15 protein-coding genes are annotated in these 18,131 nt (G+C 60.7%); 10 read left to right on the top strand and 5 right to left on the bottom strand.

What is annotated here, in order from left to right:
* Positions 1 to 30: 30 nt before the first annotated feature.
* Positions 31 to 462 carry a winged helix-turn-helix transcriptional regulator gene (locus OHL14_RS15340; RefSeq protein WP_263380230.1) on the bottom strand — a complete coding sequence of 144 codons (432 nt, stop codon included), beginning with the start codon at positions 460 to 462 and terminating at the stop codon, positions 31 to 33.
* A 92-nt stretch (positions 463 to 554) separates the two neighbouring features.
* On the opposite strand from OHL14_RS15340, the gene OHL14_RS15335 reads away from it, so the two are divergent.
* A complete protein-coding gene (locus tag OHL14_RS15335; protein WP_263380229.1) occupies positions 555 to 1,310 on the top strand; it encodes an SDR family oxidoreductase in 756 nt (251 codons plus the stop codon).
* A gap of 61 nt (positions 1,311 to 1,371) precedes the next feature.
* Here OHL14_RS15335 and OHL14_RS15330 read toward each other — a convergent pair whose 3' ends face one another.
* Together OHL14_RS15330 and OHL14_RS15325 are read right to left on the bottom strand one after the other, a co-directional pair.
* On the bottom strand, positions 1,372 to 2,013 hold the full coding sequence (locus tag OHL14_RS15330) for a YdcF family protein (protein ID WP_263380228.1): 642 nt from the start codon (positions 2,011 to 2,013) through the stop codon (positions 1,372 to 1,374).
* A gap of 195 nt (positions 2,014 to 2,208) precedes the next feature.
* Complete coding sequence (locus OHL14_RS15325) at positions 2,209 to 3,258, bottom strand: M20/M25/M40 family metallo-hydrolase (protein ID WP_263380227.1); 1,050 nt, start codon at positions 3,256 to 3,258, stop codon at positions 2,209 to 2,211.
* Positions 3,259 to 3,322: 64 nt separating this feature from the next.
* Here OHL14_RS15325 and OHL14_RS15320 point away from each other — a divergent pair, with 64 nt between their 5' ends.
* The gene (locus OHL14_RS15320) at positions 3,323 to 4,006 is read left to right on the top strand and encodes an alpha/beta hydrolase (RefSeq protein WP_263380226.1); all 684 of its coding nucleotides are present in this window, start codon (positions 3,323 to 3,325) and stop codon (positions 4,004 to 4,006) included.
* On the opposite strand, the gene OHL14_RS15315 is transcribed toward OHL14_RS15320, so the two are convergent.
* A complete protein-coding gene (locus tag OHL14_RS15315; protein WP_263380225.1) occupies positions 3,931 to 4,860 on the bottom strand; it encodes an alpha/beta fold hydrolase in 930 nt (309 codons plus the stop codon). The genes OHL14_RS15320 and OHL14_RS15315 overlap by 76 nt on opposite strands.
* A gap of 306 nt (positions 4,861 to 5,166) precedes the next feature.
* Here OHL14_RS15315 and OHL14_RS15310 point away from each other — a divergent pair, with 306 nt between their 5' ends.
* Together OHL14_RS15310 and OHL14_RS15305 are read left to right on the top strand one after the other, a co-directional pair.
* Positions 5,167 to 8,127 (top strand): ATP-binding protein, encoded by a 2,961-nt coding sequence (locus OHL14_RS15310; protein ID WP_263380224.1) that lies wholly within the window; start codon positions 5,167 to 5,169, stop codon positions 8,125 to 8,127.
* A 7-nt stretch (positions 8,128 to 8,134) separates the two neighbouring features.
* Complete coding sequence (locus OHL14_RS15305; protein ID WP_263380295.1) at positions 8,135 to 9,562, top strand: sigma-54-dependent transcriptional regulator; 1,428 nt, start codon at positions 8,135 to 8,137, stop codon at positions 9,560 to 9,562.
* 33 nt (positions 9,563 to 9,595) lie between these two features.
* Here OHL14_RS15305 and OHL14_RS15300 read toward each other — a convergent pair whose 3' ends face one another.
* On the bottom strand, positions 9,596 to 11,428 hold the full coding sequence (locus tag OHL14_RS15300) for a CCA tRNA nucleotidyltransferase (RefSeq protein WP_263380223.1): 1,833 nt from the start codon (positions 11,426 to 11,428) through the stop codon (positions 9,596 to 9,598).
* A 224-nt stretch (positions 11,429 to 11,652) separates the two neighbouring features.
* On the opposite strand from OHL14_RS15300, the gene OHL14_RS15295 reads away from it, so the two are divergent.
* The 6 genes from OHL14_RS15295 (at position 11,653) to OHL14_RS15270 (ending at position 18,120) form a co-directional block, all read left to right on the top strand.
* Complete coding sequence (locus OHL14_RS15295; RefSeq protein ID WP_263380222.1) at positions 11,653 to 12,177, top strand: DUF6982 domain-containing protein; 525 nt, start codon at positions 11,653 to 11,655, stop codon at positions 12,175 to 12,177.
* Positions 12,178 to 12,197: 20 nt separating this feature from the next.
* Positions 12,198 to 13,214, top strand: coding sequence for a UDP-3-O-(3-hydroxymyristoyl)glucosamine N-acyltransferase (gene lpxD, locus OHL14_RS15290; protein ID WP_263380221.1), 1,017 nt, complete (start codon positions 12,198 to 12,200; stop codon positions 13,212 to 13,214).
* Between the two features lie 20 nt (positions 13,215 to 13,234).
* Positions 13,235 to 13,591: a hypothetical protein gene (locus OHL14_RS15285; RefSeq protein ID WP_263380220.1), complete on the top strand. Its 357-nt coding sequence runs from the start codon at positions 13,235 to 13,237 to the stop codon at positions 13,589 to 13,591.
* Positions 13,592 to 13,628: 37 nt separating this feature from the next.
* On the top strand, positions 13,629 to 15,944 hold the full coding sequence (locus OHL14_RS15280; protein WP_263380219.1) for a S9 family peptidase: 2,316 nt from the start codon (positions 13,629 to 13,631) through the stop codon (positions 15,942 to 15,944).
* 10 nt (positions 15,945 to 15,954) lie between these two features.
* The gene (gene tmk / locus OHL14_RS15275; RefSeq protein WP_263380218.1) at positions 15,955 to 16,617 is read left to right on the top strand and encodes a dTMP kinase; all 663 of its coding nucleotides are present in this window, start codon (positions 15,955 to 15,957) and stop codon (positions 16,615 to 16,617) included.
* Between the two features lie 87 nt (positions 16,618 to 16,704).
* Entirely contained in the window at positions 16,705 to 18,120 is a 1,416-nt protein-coding gene (locus OHL14_RS15270) for a cytochrome P450 (protein ID WP_263380217.1), read from the top strand.
* The last annotated feature ends 11 nt before the right edge of the window (positions 18,121 to 18,131 follow it).

Here is an 18,131-nt window from a genome sequence, read left to right as displayed (position 1 = left end):
CAGCCTCACCTGTTTGTTGTTGAAGGAAAGCTAAACAACCCGGCTTTTGAACGCCGCGCGGGCAGCCTCTACCTTCTTATGGTTCTTCTCCGCCCAGATCCAGACCCCGCAGAACGCTTCACTGAGCGTGTACCCGAGGTTTGTGATCTCGTACTCTACACGCGGCGGAATCACCGGATAGACCGTGCGCTCCACCAGACCATCGGACTCCATCTGTCGCACCGTCTTCGTCAGCATCTTCTGGCTGATCCCCGGGATATGCCTGCCCAGCTCCGTAAACCGTAGGCGGCCATGCTCTACCAACGCTTCGAGCACCAGCATCGTCCACGTATCGGCCACGCGGCTAATCACTTCCTGCACGAGCACCTCCACCTCAGGACTGGACGCAGGGTAGGGCTCATGCACAGGCTTTGACGGCTTTGTACTCGCTGTTTGTTTGGCTGAAGCCTTTTTCGAAGCCATATCGCTCACCTTTGGGTAAGTATAGAACGAAAAGGTGCCTACTTCCCAAAAGAGAGCGATAGGCTTATGTTCGTTTTCAGAGGAGATTCACCATGAAGATGACAGGCAACACAATTCTCATTACTGGCGGCGGCTCCGGCATAGGCCGCGGTCTCGCTGAGGCGTTTCACAATTTGGGCAATGAGGTAATCATCGCAGGTCGCCGCAAAGAGGTCCTGGAGTTCACTGCGACCGCAAACCCCGGCATGAAGTTCGTAGTCGCCGACGTCGATTCGCCAAACGCGGTGAAGGTCTTCGCCGAAAAGATCGCAGCCGACTTCCCTGCCTTGAACGTGCTGCTGAATAACGCTGGCATCATGCGACCAGAAGACTTTGCTGCAGATATCGTAGACGTCAGCACCGCCGAAGCCGAGATCACCACCAACATCCTTGGCCCTATTCGCCTCACGGCAGCGCTGCTGCCCCTGTTGAAGAAACAGAAAGAATCCGCAGTCTTAATGGTGACCTCAGGCCTCGCCTTCACTCCGCTGGCAGGTGCACCGACGTATTGCGCAACCAAGGCAGCAATGCACTCCTTCAGCCAGAGTCTTCGCTACCAGCTGCGTGAAACCAGCGTGCAGGTCCTCGAGCTGGCTCCGCCCTATGTGCAGACCGAGCTCGGTGGTGCATCCCAGGCCTCCGATCCGCGCGCTATGCCGCTGGCGGAATACATCAGCGAAACCATGTCTCTGCTGGCAGCCCCGCCAGCTTCAGGAGAGATCCTGGTCAAGCGAGTGGAACCGCTTCGCTGGAGTGAGAAAAACGGCAACTTCGAGCAGGTCTTCGGCATGCTCGCCACGATGCACTAGAGAGCCGCGCAAGGAAGTGGAACAGAAGCTCTTCGCTTCTGCTCCACATTCTTGCGCTTGCCTAGTTTGAAGCGGTCGCAGCAGCTTGCGGAAATGGCGCGTTCGGCGGGAAGCCATGCGTATGAATCCGGCGAGTCTGCTTGATCTCGCTAATGTAGATAGCGAGGATGCGCGCAAAGCTGTACTCACCCGGCCACTCCGAAGCATGCGTGCGCCACAGGATGGGATAGTGCTGCAGGATCAACGCGGCGCGCCGCAGATGCGACGGCGAGCTGATGACCTCTGCCGAGTTCCAGCCTTGCGACTGCATGATCTTGTAGCTGTCGTAGACGTTTTGCAGCGTATCCTTCGCTGTACCCTCTTCGATCACATCGTCAGCAGGCACACCGACGGCCACAGCCAGAGTTTTCATCGCATGCGCTTCTATGCAAGCATTGTGGGCCGCGCCACCCGACATGATGATGTGCGACGCCACTCCGTTCTTGAACTCCCGTACCGACTCGAGCACGCGCTCGCGCTGCTCCGGGCTTGAGCTCCCATCGGTATTGCATGGATAGCCGAGCACCAGCAGCGTGTCGAAGTGCTTCAACTGCGTGTTCGACGCAGGCAGTTCGAAGTAATACATAAGCGGGCGCAGAATCAGCGCGCTGCCGAAAGCAAGAATAAAGAAAAAAGTAAGGAAGATAGTAGACAGGCGGGGCATCGTCTTGCTCCATGGTCGCATTGAGCGGGGTTGGGGCGGAAGGATTTCTGCGCTGAGATCAGTAGCATCGCTGGTTGGTCGACGCTGGTGAGAGTGTAGCAGTCAGATTGTGAGTCTGGCCGCCAGCAAAATCACCCAGCCACCAAAATGGGCTGCACCCATTCCTCACAACATGACCAAAATGTCGCCTCTCGACTAGGCTGTCAGCGCCTTTGCCAGTTTCACGTAAAGCTCAACGCAGTCCAGAAGTTCCTGCTTGTTGATCTTCTCGTCCGGCGTGTGCGCGACGTGGATGCTTCCTGGTCCCAATAGGAACGGCTCACCCCACGCAGTCAACGCGGGGATGTCCGTGGTGAACTTCGCCACCATTGTGTCGAAGCCCTCAAACGAGCGCATGCGGACAAACGGCAACTCCAGCGAAAACACTACCTCGCAGCGGCCAGCGGCAGCCTTCACAATCGCGGCCTTCGTCTCCTCGGCAGGTCCTACCAGTCGCACAAGAATGTGTGCCTCCGCCTTATCGGCAATCACATTCGGAGCGCGGCCACCGTGGATCAACCCCACGTTCAGCGTCGAATCCCCAATGCCCTCGATGACCGGCAGCGGCAGCGATTGGATATCGTGCAGCGCCTCCAGCAGCTTATCGATCGCCGACTCTCCCAGTTCTGGATACGCAGAGTGTGCAGCCCGACCGTGAGCAAAAAGCTCCACACGCAGCGCACCCTTGCTGGCCAGCGCGAGCCGATTATCCGTCGGCTCCCCGTTGATCAAAAACCGCGACCCACGCGGATTCTCATTGGCCACCTTGGCTCCAGCCGAGTCCCGCTCCTCACCCACAACAAACAGCAATCCTATCGGCATGCCCGTCACGCGGAGCTTCTCGGCTGCCGCAATCTGGGCAGCGATAATACCCTTGGCATCGCACGTGCCGCGACCGTACAGATGCGTCTCGTCCTCGCGGCAGGCACCAAGAAACGGTGGCACCGTATCCATGTGCGTCGAAAACACGACATCGGGTACTATGCCCTTGTCTACCATCTCCTGTGGCAGTGCAAACACATTGAAGCGCGGCCCGGTTCCCGCACCGGGAGTGCGCGCAAGGTCCGGCTGCTGCACCGGCTGCCGTTCGACGTGATAGCCGAGCGAGGCCAGGTACGTTGCAAGAAACTCGCCGGCGGGTGCCTCGTGATACGTGGTCGATTCAATATCGACGAGCTGACGTGTGAGCTGAATAGGATCGACCATGCGCCAAGGATAAACGACCTACACCCGTGGAAGATCGAACAGGCTGGCAAAGTAGACTGAGGGTATGAGCGAGTTCCAATCGAAGGTGATGGCCGTTGACGATCTGCAAGGTCCCGCGGGCCGACTCGAAGGCATACTGAACACCGGCCGCGAAGACGCGCTATACGCCGTTCTAATCGCCCATCCGCATCCCCTGGGCGGCGGCACGATGCACAACAAGGTCGTCTACCACGCGGCCAAAGCCTTCTCCAGCTTCGGCCTGCCTGTGTTGCGTTTCAACTTTCGTGGCGTCGGCCTCAGCGAAGGCTCGCACGATGGCGGTCCCGGTGAAATTGACGATGTCCACGCCGCGCTCGACTGGCTCGATGCAAAATATCGTCTGCCCATCCTCTTCGCAGGCTTCTCCTTCGGCGCGAATATTGGTCTCCGCGCCTGCTGCGGTGACAGTAGTGTGAAAGGTCTCGTCGGTCTCGGCCTCCCCGTACAGGCCGAAGGCCGGAACTACACCTACGAGTTCCTCCCCGCCTGCGGACGCACGCCTAAGCTATTCATCTGCGGAGACAGTGATGAATACGCTCCCATGGGAACGCTGGAAGGTGTTCTGGTCTCAGCGCCGATGCCACGCAAGATTGTCTGGGTTGAAGGAGCGGATCACTTCTTTGCCGGAACAGCTCAATCGCCGACTTCGAAGTTGGACGTCATGAGCGGTGCGATACGGCTATGGATCGCCGAAGAGTTCGGGCTATAACCTGCGGCTTCCGCCGAGTAGGCCAGCACCATCTGCTGGATCAACTCCGCGACCTTCGCCGGAGTTTCTTCGGCTGGTCGATGTCCCACCCCAGGCAGTACATGCAGCTCAGACTGCTGGAGATGCGAGCAAAGCTCCGTGGCCGTGTAGACAGGTACAGCCCGATCGCAGGCTCCCCACAACACCAGGGTTGGCGTCGACAGCGGCTTCCGCAGCAGCTTACCGAGCGAAGCCATATCGTCATGCCAGGTGCGAATCAGCTTCAGCAGGTGAGCAATCGTTCCCGGCACACGCAGATTTTCCCGATACGGCGCAAGGCGCTCAGGGGTATCCCAGCTTTGCGGCCCTGCCATGCGGCGTAACCCCATCATCTGAATCCACTGAGGAAACCACGGCATCGTGTGCGCGAAAATCCGCCCCGGCAGCGACAGGTAGAAGCGAATCACCTCAGTCGCCTCGTCGAAAAACGGATGCGCGGGCGCAAGCAGCGCTATCGAAGTCAGCCGCTCCGGATACTTTGCCGCAAGCCGCAGCGCAATAGCCCCTCCATGCGAGTGACCCAGCACAATCGGCTTCTTCAGCTCTAGCGCATCCAGCACACCGGCGACACACAAAGTAGTCGACTTCAGATCCGCCGCAAGATCGGCGCGACGTTCCGACAGACCCGCCCCCGGCAGATCAAGCGCGATCACATGCAGATTCGAGTCCAGCTCATTCATGAACGGAAGGAAGGTCGCCGCCGAACCCATAAGGCCATGCAGCAAAACCAGTGTTGGCCTCCCTTCCATCGCAGCCCCGGTTTCGAGGTACGAGAGTTGAAGGCCGTCAAGATTCAAATAACGGCGTTCTGACACGGCGCGGATAGCTCTTTTCGGACAAGTCTTTAGGGATTGAAGCCCTCTGTTAATAGTATGTAAATTTCGTCGAAACTCAAAGCGAAATGCTCGGAAGCTATCCTGTTGGAACCAAATGGTTGATGTTGTCGTATACAGGACATCCTTGAAATAGAAACAGGTTATGATTTTATGGATCGCAAATGAACATTCCACGCTTCCCCTGCAATGCAGTCTCTAGCAATAGGCTGTTCAAAGCGTTTTACCCGTTTGGCCTGTAACTTGCATCACCAATTAGAGAAAGCCCTTGGACGAGGCGAGATCTCCGTGAAGAGTGAATCGCAAACCCGACTACTTGCCCTTATTCTCGCCGTGTTCACACTAGGCGCGGTAGGTCTGGCCGTTGCGAATTACGTTCAGGAAGGCGGCTACAACCAGCCCACGGATGGAGCCCGCCTCACCGAAGCCGACGGCGGTCTGCGGGTTTACATGGTCCCCCCCGACAGTCCCGCCGAAAAAGCAGGTATCCGCACCGGCGATGTCCTCATTGCTATCAACGACATCCAGACCCCTCGGTTGGCCAGCGCCGAGCGCGAGATGGAGCACACCGGCATCTTCGGTACGGCCACCTACACCCTGCGCCGCACCATCGTCCGCGACGGCAAGGCGACGGTCCACACCATCCCCGCCGCTGTTGTTCTGCTCCCCACCGATCGCACAGATTACCAGGTGCTACGCCTCATCGCGCTGGTTTACCTCTGTATCGGGCTCTACGTGCTGCTTCGCCGGTGGACCGCGCCCAAGTCCACCCATTTTTATGTCTTCTGTCTGACTTCGTTCATCCTCTACGCCTTCCAGTACACCGGCATCCTCGACGGCCTGGACGACACGATCCTCGCCGGAAACATCCTCGCGATGTCCCTGCAGCCGGCACTCTTCCTCCACTTTGCGCTGAGCTTCACCGTCGACCGCTCCAGCCGTGCCCGCCGCGCAGCCTACTCCCTGGTCTACATCCCGGGCATCGTCCTCGTCGGCCTGCGCGCCATGTGGATCTTCCACTGGTCCTCAACCGAACTCCTGAAGCACCGCCTCGACCAGATCGACTACGTCTATCTCGTCACCTACTACACCATCGCCGCCGTCATCTTCTGGGTGCGTTATCGCGCCGAAGAGCAGCCTCTACAGCGCCAACAGCTCAAGTGGCTCTCCCGCGGAACTGTATTGACGGTGCTTCCCTTCACCGCGCTCTACGTCATCCCGTTCGTGTTGAACTGGAGCGCCCCGGAATCGCTCGCCAAGGTCGCCTCTCTCTCGCTCATCCTTCTGCCATTGACCTTCAGCTGGGCCATCGTCCGTTATCGCCTGATGGACGTCGACCTGATCTTCAAGCGCGGCGTCACCTACACGCTCGCTACCGGCGCTCTCGTCGGCCTTTACTTCGGCATCATCGCCCTCTTTGCCGAGATGGTGCACACCCGCATGAAGGGCCTCGGCACCTGGGGACTCGTCGCTGCGGTCATCGTCACCGGCCTGCTCTTCGATCCCCTCAAGCGGACGATTCAGGGCTGGGTCGATCGCTTCTTCGACCAAAAGGAGATCGACTACCGCGAGACCCTCGTCGAGTTCGGCAGCGAGTTGAATGCTCAAACCGACCTCCGCGCCCTCGTCACCTCCATCGTCGAGCGTCTCCCCGAAACACTGCTCGTTACGCGCGTTGCCGTCTTCCTCGCCGATGAAGATGTCACTGGCCGTCGCGAGACCTTCTCCCTGGTCGCCGCTCACGGCCTCAGTGCCCAGGTGATGGCCGAGGGCAGCAAGCTCGACCTCGGCTTCCTCGACTTCGATCACCGCGACAGCAACAGTCATCTCTTCTTCGAGACCCCGCAAGCCGTCCTCCGTCTGCCCGAAGAACAGAAGCAAACCGCCGCAGCCCTCGACCTCAACTACTATGTCCCGTGTCGCGCTGCCCGCCACGGGGGCAGCGGTCGCACCACATTAGCTGTCCTCGGCCTCGGACGCACCGGCGACGGCGACTTCCTCTCCAGCGAGGACATGGTGCTGCTCGAATCGCTCGCCGGCTACATCGGCATCGCCATCCAGAACGCTCAGCTTTACCGCAAGCTCGAGCAGAAGATCACTGACTTCGAACGTCTTCGCGACTTCAACGAAAACATCGTTGAATCCATCAACATCGGCGTCTTCGCCGTCGACCTCGGCGACCATATCGAAAGCTGGAACGCGCAGATGGAGGTTATGTACGCGACCCCCCGTGCCGACGCGCTCCGCCGTCCCATGCGGGAAGTCCTCCCGCCCGAATTCCTCCAGGAGTTCGATCGTCTGCGCAGCGAGACCGGCGTCAGCACCCTTTACAAGTTCCGCCTCCAGACCCCCACCGGCGAGGCACGCACCGCCAACATCACCGTCGCTCCCCTGCTCAATCGCGACTTCAAAACTGTCGGCCGCATCATCATCGTCGACGACATCTCCGACCGCATCAGCATGGAAACGCAGCTTACCCAGGCAGAGAAACTCTCCTCGATCGGCCTGCTTGCCGCAGGCGTAGCGCACGAAGTCAACACCCCGCTCGCCGTCATCTCCAGCTACACGCAGATGCTCGGCAAGCAGCTCCGCGCGGACGAAGCCACCCATGCGCGCCTCCTGCCGGTCATCGAGAAAATCACGCAGCAGACCTTCCGCGCCTCCGAGATCGCCAGCGGTCTACTGAACTTCTCACGTATGGGCAGCGTCGAGTTCTCCAGAGTCGACATCAACGCCATGGTGCGCGACACCGTGCTCCTGCTGGAACACCAGATGCGCAGCGCCAGCGTCACGGTAACCACCGACCTGGCCGAGTCGCTCCCCGCAGTGCTCGGCAATCGCGGCAAACTCCAACAGGTCCTGGTCAACCTTGTACTCAATGCCAAGGACGCGCTGCAGGACAAGAAGGACGGCCACGTCAGCATCCGCACCGAAAGCGCCAACGGACGCCTGTCGCTCATCGTCGAGGACGACGGTGTCGGCATGAGCCAGGAAGTCCTCCGCAAAATCTACGATCCCTTCTTCACTACGCGCAGCAATCCGCAAGAGGGTCATCGCAAGGGCACTGGACTCGGGCTCTCCGTCACCTACGGAATTATTCAGGAACATTCGGGAACCATTGAGGTATCCAGCAACGTAGGAGTAGGTACAACGTTCAGGCTGGAGTTCCCCGCAGCTGAAGGAGCATCTTCGGCGGGGTCCGGGCGTCTAAACGAAAAGAGTGAAGTTGGAAAGGTAGTACATGTCTAATGCTTTGATGACGGAACCGGTGGGCGTCGACGCTGGCGGTGGTAGCTCGCAGCGCGGTCAACGAATTCTGATTGTGGACGATGAAGCCGGAATCCGCGACTCTCTGGAGACGCTGCTCACACTCGAAGGGTTCCACGTCGATCTCGCCGTGGATGGCAACCAGGGTCTCGATCAACTCACCCGCAAGACCTACGATCTTCTTCTGCTCGACCTCGCTCTGCCGGGCGAAAGCGGCATCGATCTTCTACCCCGCATCAAGACCCTCGTACCCGAGATGCCGGTCATCCTCATCACCGCCTACGGCACCGTCGGCAATGTCGTCGACGCGATCCGCGCAGGTGCTTCCAACTTCGTTCAAAAGCCGTGGGACAACGAAAAGCTTCTCGCTGATATTCGCTCCGCGATCGGCAAGAACAAAGCCGAGCAAGAGGTCGTGCTGCTTAAGCGCACGCTCAAGCAGCGCGTCTCCTTTGAAAACATCGTTGGCAAGAGCGAGCCCATGCTCAAGCTCTTCGACCTCGTTGCACAGGTCGCGCCCAGCCGCTCCACCGTACTCATCCAGGGCGAAAGCGGAACAGGCAAAGAACTCATCGCAAAGGCCATCCATCAGCATTCGACGCGCAGAGACAAGCCCTTCATCCCCGTCAACACCGGCGCGGTTCCAAGCGAGCTCCTCGAGTCCACACTCTTCGGCCACGAGCGCGGTGCCTTCACCTCCGCCGTCGCCGCAAAGAAGGGCCTCTTTGAGGTCGCTGATGGCGGCACGCTCTTCCTGGACGAAATCGGCACCATGCAGATGGACATGCAGGCCAAAATCCTGCGCGTCCTGCAGGATAAGCGCTTCATGCACGTCGGCGGCACCTCCGAGATTCAGGTCGACGTCCGCATCGTCGCCGCGACCAATGTGAACCTTGAGCAGGCGGTCAAAGAAGGCCGCTTTCGCGAGGACCTCTTCTATCGCCTCAACGTCATCAGCCTTCATCTGCCGCCGCTGCGCACCCGCAAGGAAGACATCCCGCTGCTCGCCAACCACTACCTCAAGTACTACGCGGAGGAGAACGGCTTCTCGCAGCTTGAGCTTTCTGGCGAGGCCCTGCGCGTCATGATGGACTACGAGTGGCCCGGTAACGTCCGGGAGCTTGAAAACGCGATGGAGCGCGGCGTCGTCCTCGCCAACGGTCCGCAGATCACGCCGGAGCTTCTGCCCACGCAGATTCGCGGCAACACCTACTCGACCAACCTGTTGGAACAGCGCCCCGACGCCTCCCTCTTCGACGTCATCGAAGACATAGAGCGCCGCATCATCGCTGATCGGCTGGAGCGCTGCAATTGGAATCAGACGGAGGCTGCCGAATTCTTCCGTGTGCCGCTTTCGACACTGAACCAGAAGATCAAGCGCCTGAACATTGAAGTTAAGAAGCGTGGACGCGATTAGTTCACTCGAAGCTGAGACAAGGAAAGGCCCGGCTTAGCGCCGGGCCTTCTTTGCTGCAGGCTTCTTCTTCGCAACTGGCTTCGGTGCAGCCTTCTTTGCGGCCGCCTTGGCAGGCGCTTTCTTCGCAACCGGCTTAGGCGCGGGCTTTGCTGCCTTCTTCGCCGGACTCACCTTCCTTGCGACTGGTTTCGGCGTAGGCTTTTTGGCGGCAGGCTTCGCGGGTGACTTCTTCGCAACCGTCTTCGGTGCGGACTTCGCGGCCTTCTTTGCTGCGGGCTTAGCAGGAGCCACAGCCTTCTTCGCAGGTGCTGAAGCTTTGACTGCAGGTTTCGGAGCGGACTTAGTTGCCGTCTTTGCAGCGACCTTCACCGGAGCCTTCACGGCCGCCGGCTTGTCAGCCTTAGCGGGTGCCACAGCCTTTACCGGCACCACCTTCGCAGCCACCGGCTTCACCGTTTCAGAGGCCTCGATTGTCGGCTCCACACCTTCGACCGCCTCCTCCTCACTCTTCTTCGCTACCTTCTTGGCGCGCTTCGAAGGCTTCGCCTCGCGCTTGACGGCGCGCCGACGCAGATTGACCGGCGGCGGAGGTGCGGGCGGAGAGTAGGGCTCCAGGAATGCACGCGCAGCCTCAGAAGTATCCAGCAGCCCGTCCATGATCGCAAAAGTCAGCTTCTCGATCAGCTCCTTATAAACAGGCAGCTCGGGAACAATACGCATCTCCTGCATAAGCTGGTACGGAATCTTGGTGTGAGCCTGCGGCCATTCCGTGAAGAAAGCCTTGAACTTGTTCTGAATACCAGCGGCCTTGCCCGTATGGGCCAGCCACAGAATCGGCTCCGGTGCGTAAGAGTAAAGCAGCTTCCAAGCATCCGAAGGAGCCGCCGCAGCCTTGCTCGTAAAGATTGTGCTGAAGGTCTTCGTCTCCGCATCGAGCGATTCGATCTGCGTCACAAAACCGGGACGCGCAAACGCCGCCTTCAAAGCCGTTACATCCTTCGGTCCGAGCTTTGCCGTCAGCAGTGGGAACAGCGCAGGCGAGGAATCAGGATGCAAACCGAGCAACTCCAGCTGCCCCACCGTGTCGCGGAGGCGTTCCAGCTCCGCCTCGTTTACATGCTTCGATGTCCACGCCGGGAACAGCACCTTTAGCCAGCCTTCGGACTCCAGGCTGTGCAGCACGTGCATCGGATCTTCCTCATGGAAGATCTCTTCCAACTCATAGCCGCTGGCCGTCGGATTCAGCGCCGAGATATAACCCTCAGTCTTGGCCGTCTCGTAGCGCTGCTTGGTCTTCTCTTCAAGCTGCCAGCCCAGACGCGCAGCCAGACGAGTCGCCCGGATCAGCAGGCTCGGGTCTTCGATAAAGCCGTAGTTCGAAACCAGCCGCAGCTCGCGATTCTCGAGATCGGCGATGCCGTTCAAAGGATCCATCAGCAGGCCATAAGATCCCTCATTCAACGAGATCGCCATGGCATTTGCTGTAAAGTCGCGGCGGCGCAGGTCTTCGAGGATGTTTGCAGGTTTGTACACCGGCTTGCCCGGCTTCGGATACGTCGCGGTCAGCGTGGCGCCAACTTCCAGCCGGACGCCGCCGGGGAAGTTGAAGTACAGCTTCTGGGCAGCATCGTCTTCACCGATAAGCGTGCCACCGGCTTTCTCCAGGTCCTTCTTCAGCTTGGTCGCGTTGCCCTGCACGGCAAGGTCGAGGTCGCGGATCGGCGAGCCCGTGGTCAGGTCTCGAACGGCGCCTCCGACCAGGAAAACGGTCATGCTGCGAGAGCGGGCGGCGGTGCGGACGTGTTCCAGGGAGGCGAGCTGAGCTGCGTTCAGGCGAGTCTGCAGCAGGTAGATGTAATCGGCCATGTTGGGTAAGGGGGCTCCGGACGTGTAAGGCGTTGCGGTGCGTTGTGGCGATTCTTTGCAAAGGCTAATTCGTTCAAAATCAGAGGCTTAGGTGTCTTCTAAACCCCGCCACAACTCCCAATTTTACATCAGCAATGCTCATTTGGCTACCTGATTGCACTATTTTCGTTGCGGTTCTGGCCGACAGTGCGACAATCCGGTCAAGTTTCTGAAGGGATTTCTCCATGGCGGCGGCACAGAAGAAGGTCGTTGTAAGAATGAACGGAGGCGCTCTCGCCTGGGGTTATCTACCTCAGAGTGACTTTCTTGCCGACGGAAACGTCGATCTTATCGAGGTGGATGCGCGTGCTAAACATCTACCCATCAGCGAGATAGTCGCCATTTTTTACGTGAAGGATTTCAATCTGAACGACCACGCAGACCCGGAACGTCTCGGTCGCCGAAGCTTCCCTATCCGCCCTCGAGGCGAGGGCCTCTGGGTCCGCCTTGAGTTCCACGAAATGCCGCCCCTCGAAGGCCTGCTTCATCTCGACCTCTCTTTCCTCGACGACCTGCTCCAGACCTCGGGCCTGTTCCTCACCCCGCCCGATCGCCACTCCAATACCCTTCGGCTTTTTGTACCGAGAAGTTCCATTCGCACCTTCGAGGTCGTCGGCTGGGTCAGCTCTCCCACCAGAACGCTCGCCGCGAAGACCGCCAAGCAGGCAGCACTCGCCCTCCAGGCAGGCCTGTTCGAGCAGCAGGACTAGTTCCGGATAAAATGGCGGGCATGACGTTAGGCGAGTTGGCAGCACGGATCGGCGCAGAACTGGTGGCAGGCACAGACGCCAGCGGAGTCGTAGTTACCGGCGTCGCCGGAATCGAAACCGCAGGCCCCCAGCAGATCACCTTCGTAGCGAACCCGAAGTACGCAGCGATGGCCAAAACCACCTCCGCCGGGGCACTCATCGTCGAACCCGAGTTCGCCGAAGTCTCCGTCCCCACCCTCCGCGTCAAAAATCCTTACCTCGCCTGGTCCAGGGCCATCGAAGCCTTCCATCCCCCATTGAAGTACGCGCCGGGTATTCACCCCACCGCTGTCGTTGCCCCCACCGCCACCCTCGGTGAGCGCGCACACATCGGCGCTTATGTTGTCGTTGGCGACGGCTGCGTCCTCGGCGATGACGCCGTACTCCTTCCCCACGTCGTCCTTTACCCTGGCGTCCAGACTGGCGCCCGCTTCCTCGCCCACGCCCACGCCGTCGTCCGCGAAGGCTGCCTCCTCGGCGACGACGTCGTCCTCCAGAACGGCGCCATCATCGGTGCCGACGGCTTTGGCTTCGCCAAAGGCAACGATGGCCGCTGGGTCAAGATCGTGCAGGCTGGTCCCGCCATCCTCGAAGACGCCGTCGAGGTCCAGGCCAACGCCTGCATCGACCGCGCCAGCGTCGGCGAAACCCGCGTCAAAATCGGCGCCAAGATCGACAACCTCGTGCAAGTTGGCCACGGTTCCACCGTCGGCGAAAACACCCTGCTCTGTGCGCAGGTCGGCCTCGCCGGCTCCAGCCACATCGGCAAGAACGTCATCCTCGCCGGACAGGTCGGCGTCGCCGGCCACCTCAACATCGGCGACGGCGCCATCGCCACCGCACAAACCGGCATCCCCAACGACGTAGCCCCAGGCGCCGTCGTCAGTGGCTATCCCGCCATGGACAATCGCGACTGGCTCCGCATGGTCGCTGCAGTCCGCCGCCTCCCCGATCTCGTGCGCAAGCTGCGAAGCAACACGGACCCCAGTTCGAAGTAAGACACTGATACCCTTTACAAATGGTCTTGAAGAGCTTGGTGCGGTGTGTCGGTGTCGCGATGGTGCTGGTCAGTGTCAGTGGGTGCCACTCGGCCTACGTCGAAGCCGACGTGAAGAACGCAACCGCCTCGACCATCAGTCTCGTCGAAGTCGACTACCCCAGCGCCAGCTTCGGCAAAGAGACCCTCGCCGCCGGTGAGACCTATCACTACCGCTTCAAGATCCTCGGCGACGGTGACACCAAGGTCATCTGGACCGACGCCGCGCGGCACGAGCACACCGTCAAAGGTCCCGCCCTCCGCGAAGGTCAGGAAGGTCCACTCGTCGTCACCATCGGCGACGATACCGCGCATTGGGATCTTCGATTGAAGCCATAACCACCCACCCCGCGCCACTCAATACGCGACCCGCCGGATGATATCGTTTCGACATATCTACAGCTTCGTCCGCGAGGGTCCCATGAGAGTCGTCCGCCGTCTGCTTACCGCTTCCCTGTTCATTCTCCCCGCTCTCCTGAGCGTGCCCACGCAAGCGCAGGCGCCGAAGCGGCTCATCACGGACAAAGACCTCTTCGACTTCGTCTGGATCGGCGACACGCAGCTCTCGCCCAAGGACACCCGCGTCGTCTTCGTCCAGACCACCGTCTCTGCAGATCGCTCCGGCTACGACACCTCGCTCTATCTGCTCGACACCGCCGTTCCCGGCGCGACGCCCCAGAAGCTCACCGCTGGCCCGAAAGACTCCTCGCCTCGCTGGTCGCCCGATGGCACCCACATCGCCTTCGTCCGCTCTGGCAGCGTCGACGGCAAGCCCGGCCCCGCGCAGCTCTACCTCATGGCAGCCAGGCCCGGCAGCAAGATCCTCAAGATCACCGATCTCCCCAAAGGCGCAGGCTCGCCCCAGTGGTCTCCCGACGGCCAGGCCATTCTCGTCACCTCCTCGACCCCGCAGGATCAGGCCGCCGCTAAAGCCGACGCCGCAAAGAAGTCGCACCTCACCGGCGATGACGCACACGTCTCCGATATCAAAATCATCGACCGCGCCACGTGGCGCTCCAACGGCGAAGGTTATCTCGATCCCACCTTCGTCTCCCAGCTCTATCTCGTCTATCTGCCCAAGGCCGATGGCACGCAAGCCCCCGCGTGGCAGCTCACCAGCGGCCGCTTCGGCGTGCAGGACCCTCTCTGGTCGCCCGACTCCAAGTGGATCTTCTACACGCAATCGCGCGTGGATGAGTCGATCTACGAGGAGAAGCCCCACAATGCTATCTACGGCATCAAGGTCACCACCGGCACCGAGCATCCGAAGGACACACCCGTCGTCTCCTTCTCGGACGAGCTCAAGCTCAGCGCCCGCGGCCTCGCCATCTCTCCGGACGGTCACCACTTCGCCTTCCACGCCTCCGGCCCTGAACCTAAACCGATGACCCACAAGCAGGACGATCTCTGGGTAATGGACCTCAAGGGATCAGGCGACATGGCCCTCATCGCAGGCGAGCCGCGCAACCTTACCGCCAGGCTGTCCTATGAGATGGGCGGCGGCGTAGGCGGCGACAACACCGCTCCTCGCGGCGGCGGTCGTGGCGGCCTCGCCTGGACCTCGGACAGCAAATCCATCCTCGATCTCGCTGGCTATCGCGGGAGCGCCCTGCTCGTCAGCGTAGACACAACCTCCGGCAAAGTAACGGAACTGACCCAGCAGAAGCAGGCCGTCCTCAGCTTCAATGCCACCCCGGACGCAAAGACCATCATCGCCCTCATCTCCAACCCCGTCCTCATCGGCGATCTCTTCGCTCTTCACGCCGGATCGAAAGAGCAGACGCAGCTGACGAAGGTGAACGACGCGCTGTTCTCGCAGCTCGATCTCCAGATGCCGCTCGATATCCAGGTCAAGCCGACGCATCACGCCGAAGACATCAAGGGCGAAACCATCGACACCTTCATCATGATGCCGCCAGGCATCACCGGTAAGCCCGCAAAGCCTCTGCCGACCATCCTCAACATCCACGGTGGCCCGCACTCCGCCTACGGCTGGGTCTTCGACCACGAGATGCTCTGGATGGCCGCAAAAGGCTACGTCGTCATCTATCCCAACCCGCGCGGCTCCACCACCTACGGCGAAAACTTCGCCAACATCATCCTCAACAACTACCCCGGCGACGACTTTCACGACCTCATGGACACTGTCGACGAGACCATCAAACTCGGCTACGCAGATCCCACAAAACTCGGGGTCACCGGCGGCTCCGGTGGTGGCTTGCTCACCGACTGGGTTGTCACGCAGACCGATCGATTCAAAGCTGCCGTCGCGCAGCGCGATATCACCGACTGGGCCAACTGGTGGTACATCGCCGACATGGCAGGCTTCCATCAGTCCTTCTATCCCACCAGCCCGCCGTGGGAGCACATCGAGCTCTACCGCGCTCACTCCCCCATCACCTTCGTCGGCAACCTCAAGACACCGATGATGTTTATCCTCGGCGATGCGGACTTCCGCACTCCCACCGGCGCAGGCGGCGAAGAGTTCTTCCGCGCCCTGAAGTACAAGAAGATCCCCACCGTCATGGTGCGCTTCCCGCGTGAGAGCCACGAACTCTCCCGCTCCGGCGAACCCTGGCACCGCGTCGAACGCCTCGACAACATCATGAACTGGATGGACCGCTTCCTGATGGGCACCTGCGAACCGCAGTACGACATCACTCCAACCTGCAAGGCTGAGTCCGTGCAGTAAACTCAACGCTGTGTCCGGACTATTCATCACCTTCGAAGGCCTTGACGGCTCAGGCAAGACCACGCAACTGCAACGCCTCGCAGCCTCACTCGCAGCGGACGGCCACCGCGTCGTCACTCTCCGTCAACCCGGAGGCACGGCGCTCGGCGACCGCATCCGTTCCGTCCTGCTCGACTCCAAAAGCGAAGCCGAACTCGGAGCCATCGCCCCCGAAGCCGAACTCGCTCTGATGTTCGCGGACCGCGCGCAGTCGCTCAAGCAGGTCATCCTGCCCGCGCTCGACGAAGGCTCCATCGTCCTCTGCGATCGCTACACCGACTCCAGCGAAGCCTATCAGGGCGCTGGCCGCGAACTCGGTGCCGACCGCGTCCTCGCGCTGCATCAGGCCGTCTGCAACGGCATCCAGCCGCAGTTGACCGTGCTCCTCCTGCCGCCTCTCGAAAAGTCACTCGCCCGCGCGCGCCGCCGCAACGAACGCCACATCCGCAAGACCGGATCAGACGAAAACCGATTCGAGCGCGAAGGCGAAATCTTTTACCGTCGAGTCCATGAACAATACGAGACCATTGCTCGACGCGAGCCACAGCGCGTAGAGGTCTTCGCCGAAGAGGCCAGCATCGAGTCCATCGCCGAGCGGATACTGGATGTAGTCCATAAACGCCTCGAGCGGTAAATGTTTTGAAGGGGCTAGGCTTCAGCTCAGCCATCACCTAAACCTTGAGGATCGGGGCTTCAGCCCCTGAGGGAACTCGGACTCGCTATGAGAGACTTTGACCGCGACTACGACTACATCCCCGCCCGCACCCACGGTGAGTGGCGTCTGCCCCCCGGCCTCAAGCGCGCGCTGCCCTTCTACGCGCGCCGCAAATGGGTCAGCTTCGGCGAACCCATTCCGCTATTCGAGCACCTGCACAAGATCTTCGGCCGCATCGCGCACTATCGCTTCCTCGGCACCACCATCGTCTTCATCAACGACCCCGAGTTCATCCACGAAATCCTCGTCAATCAGGCAGGCAGCTTCGTCCGTGAACGCACCCTGAAGCGCATGAAGATCCTCCTCGGCGAAGGTCTCATCACCTCCGACGACCCCATCCACATGCGCCAGCGCCGCATCGCAGCGCCCGCCTTCCATCGTCAGCGCATCGCCGGCTACGCCAGCCAGATCGTCGCCAATGCCACCACCACCCGCGACAGCTGGCACGCCGACTCCGAGATCGACATCGCCGACGAGATGATGCAGCTCAGCCTGCACATCGTCGCCCGCACCCTCTTCGACAGCGAAGTCACCCCCGACGTTCTCAGTGTCCGTGACGAGGTCAACACCATCATGGGTCTCTACAACTTCCTCGTCGCCTTCCCCATGATCGAAAAGGTCCTGCACCTCCCCATCCCCGGCGTCGTGCAGTTCCGCCGCGCCCGCAGGCGCCTCGACGAGGTCGTAGCCACCATGATCGCCAGCCGCCGCAAGCTCGGCCGCGAAGAGCTCGAATCCCGCACCGACCTCCTCTCCCTCCTCATGGCCGCCCGCGACGAAGGCGACGGCAGCGGCATGACCGATGTGCAGCTACGCGACGAGGTCCTCACCATCTTCCTCGCAGGATACGAAACCGTCGCCAACGCCCTCACCTGGACCTGGTATCTCCTCAGCCAAAACCCCGACGTTGCCGACAAGATGTACGCCGAGGTCGCTGCTGTCCTCGGCACCGGCGACGACGCCCGCACCGCCACCCTCGCCGACTACCCCCAGCTCAAATACACCGAGATGGTCTTCGCCGAATCCATGCGCCTCTACCCGCCCGCCTGGGCCATGGGTCGCCAGTCCACCAAACCCGTCACCCTCGGCGAGTTCCGCATCCCGCCCAACGCCCACTTCTTCATGAGCCAGTACGTCATCCAGCGCTCGGAAGAGTTCTGGCCCGACCCTCTCGCCTTCCGCCCCGAGCGCCACACCCCCGAAGCCAAAGCCGGTCGCCCGCGCTTCGTCTACTTCCCCTTCGGCGGCGGTGGCCGCCAGTGCATCGGCGAAGCCTTCGCCTGGATGGAAGGCGTCCTCTCGCTCGCCACCATCGCCCAGCGCTGGCGTCTCCGATTCGTCCCGACCTATCCCGTCATCGCGCAGGCCAAGATCACACTGCGACCGAAACACCCAATGATGATGCGGGTCAATCGCGTCTGACGACGATAGTT

Origin of the sequence: Granulicella paludicola (assembly GCF_025685545.1) — a bacterium.
GTDB lineage: Bacteria > Acidobacteriota > Terriglobia > Terriglobales > Acidobacteriaceae > Granulicella > Granulicella paludicola.
The sequence above is the reverse complement of the archived record's forward strand: the minus strand, read 5'-3'. Positions and strand labels throughout refer to the sequence as shown.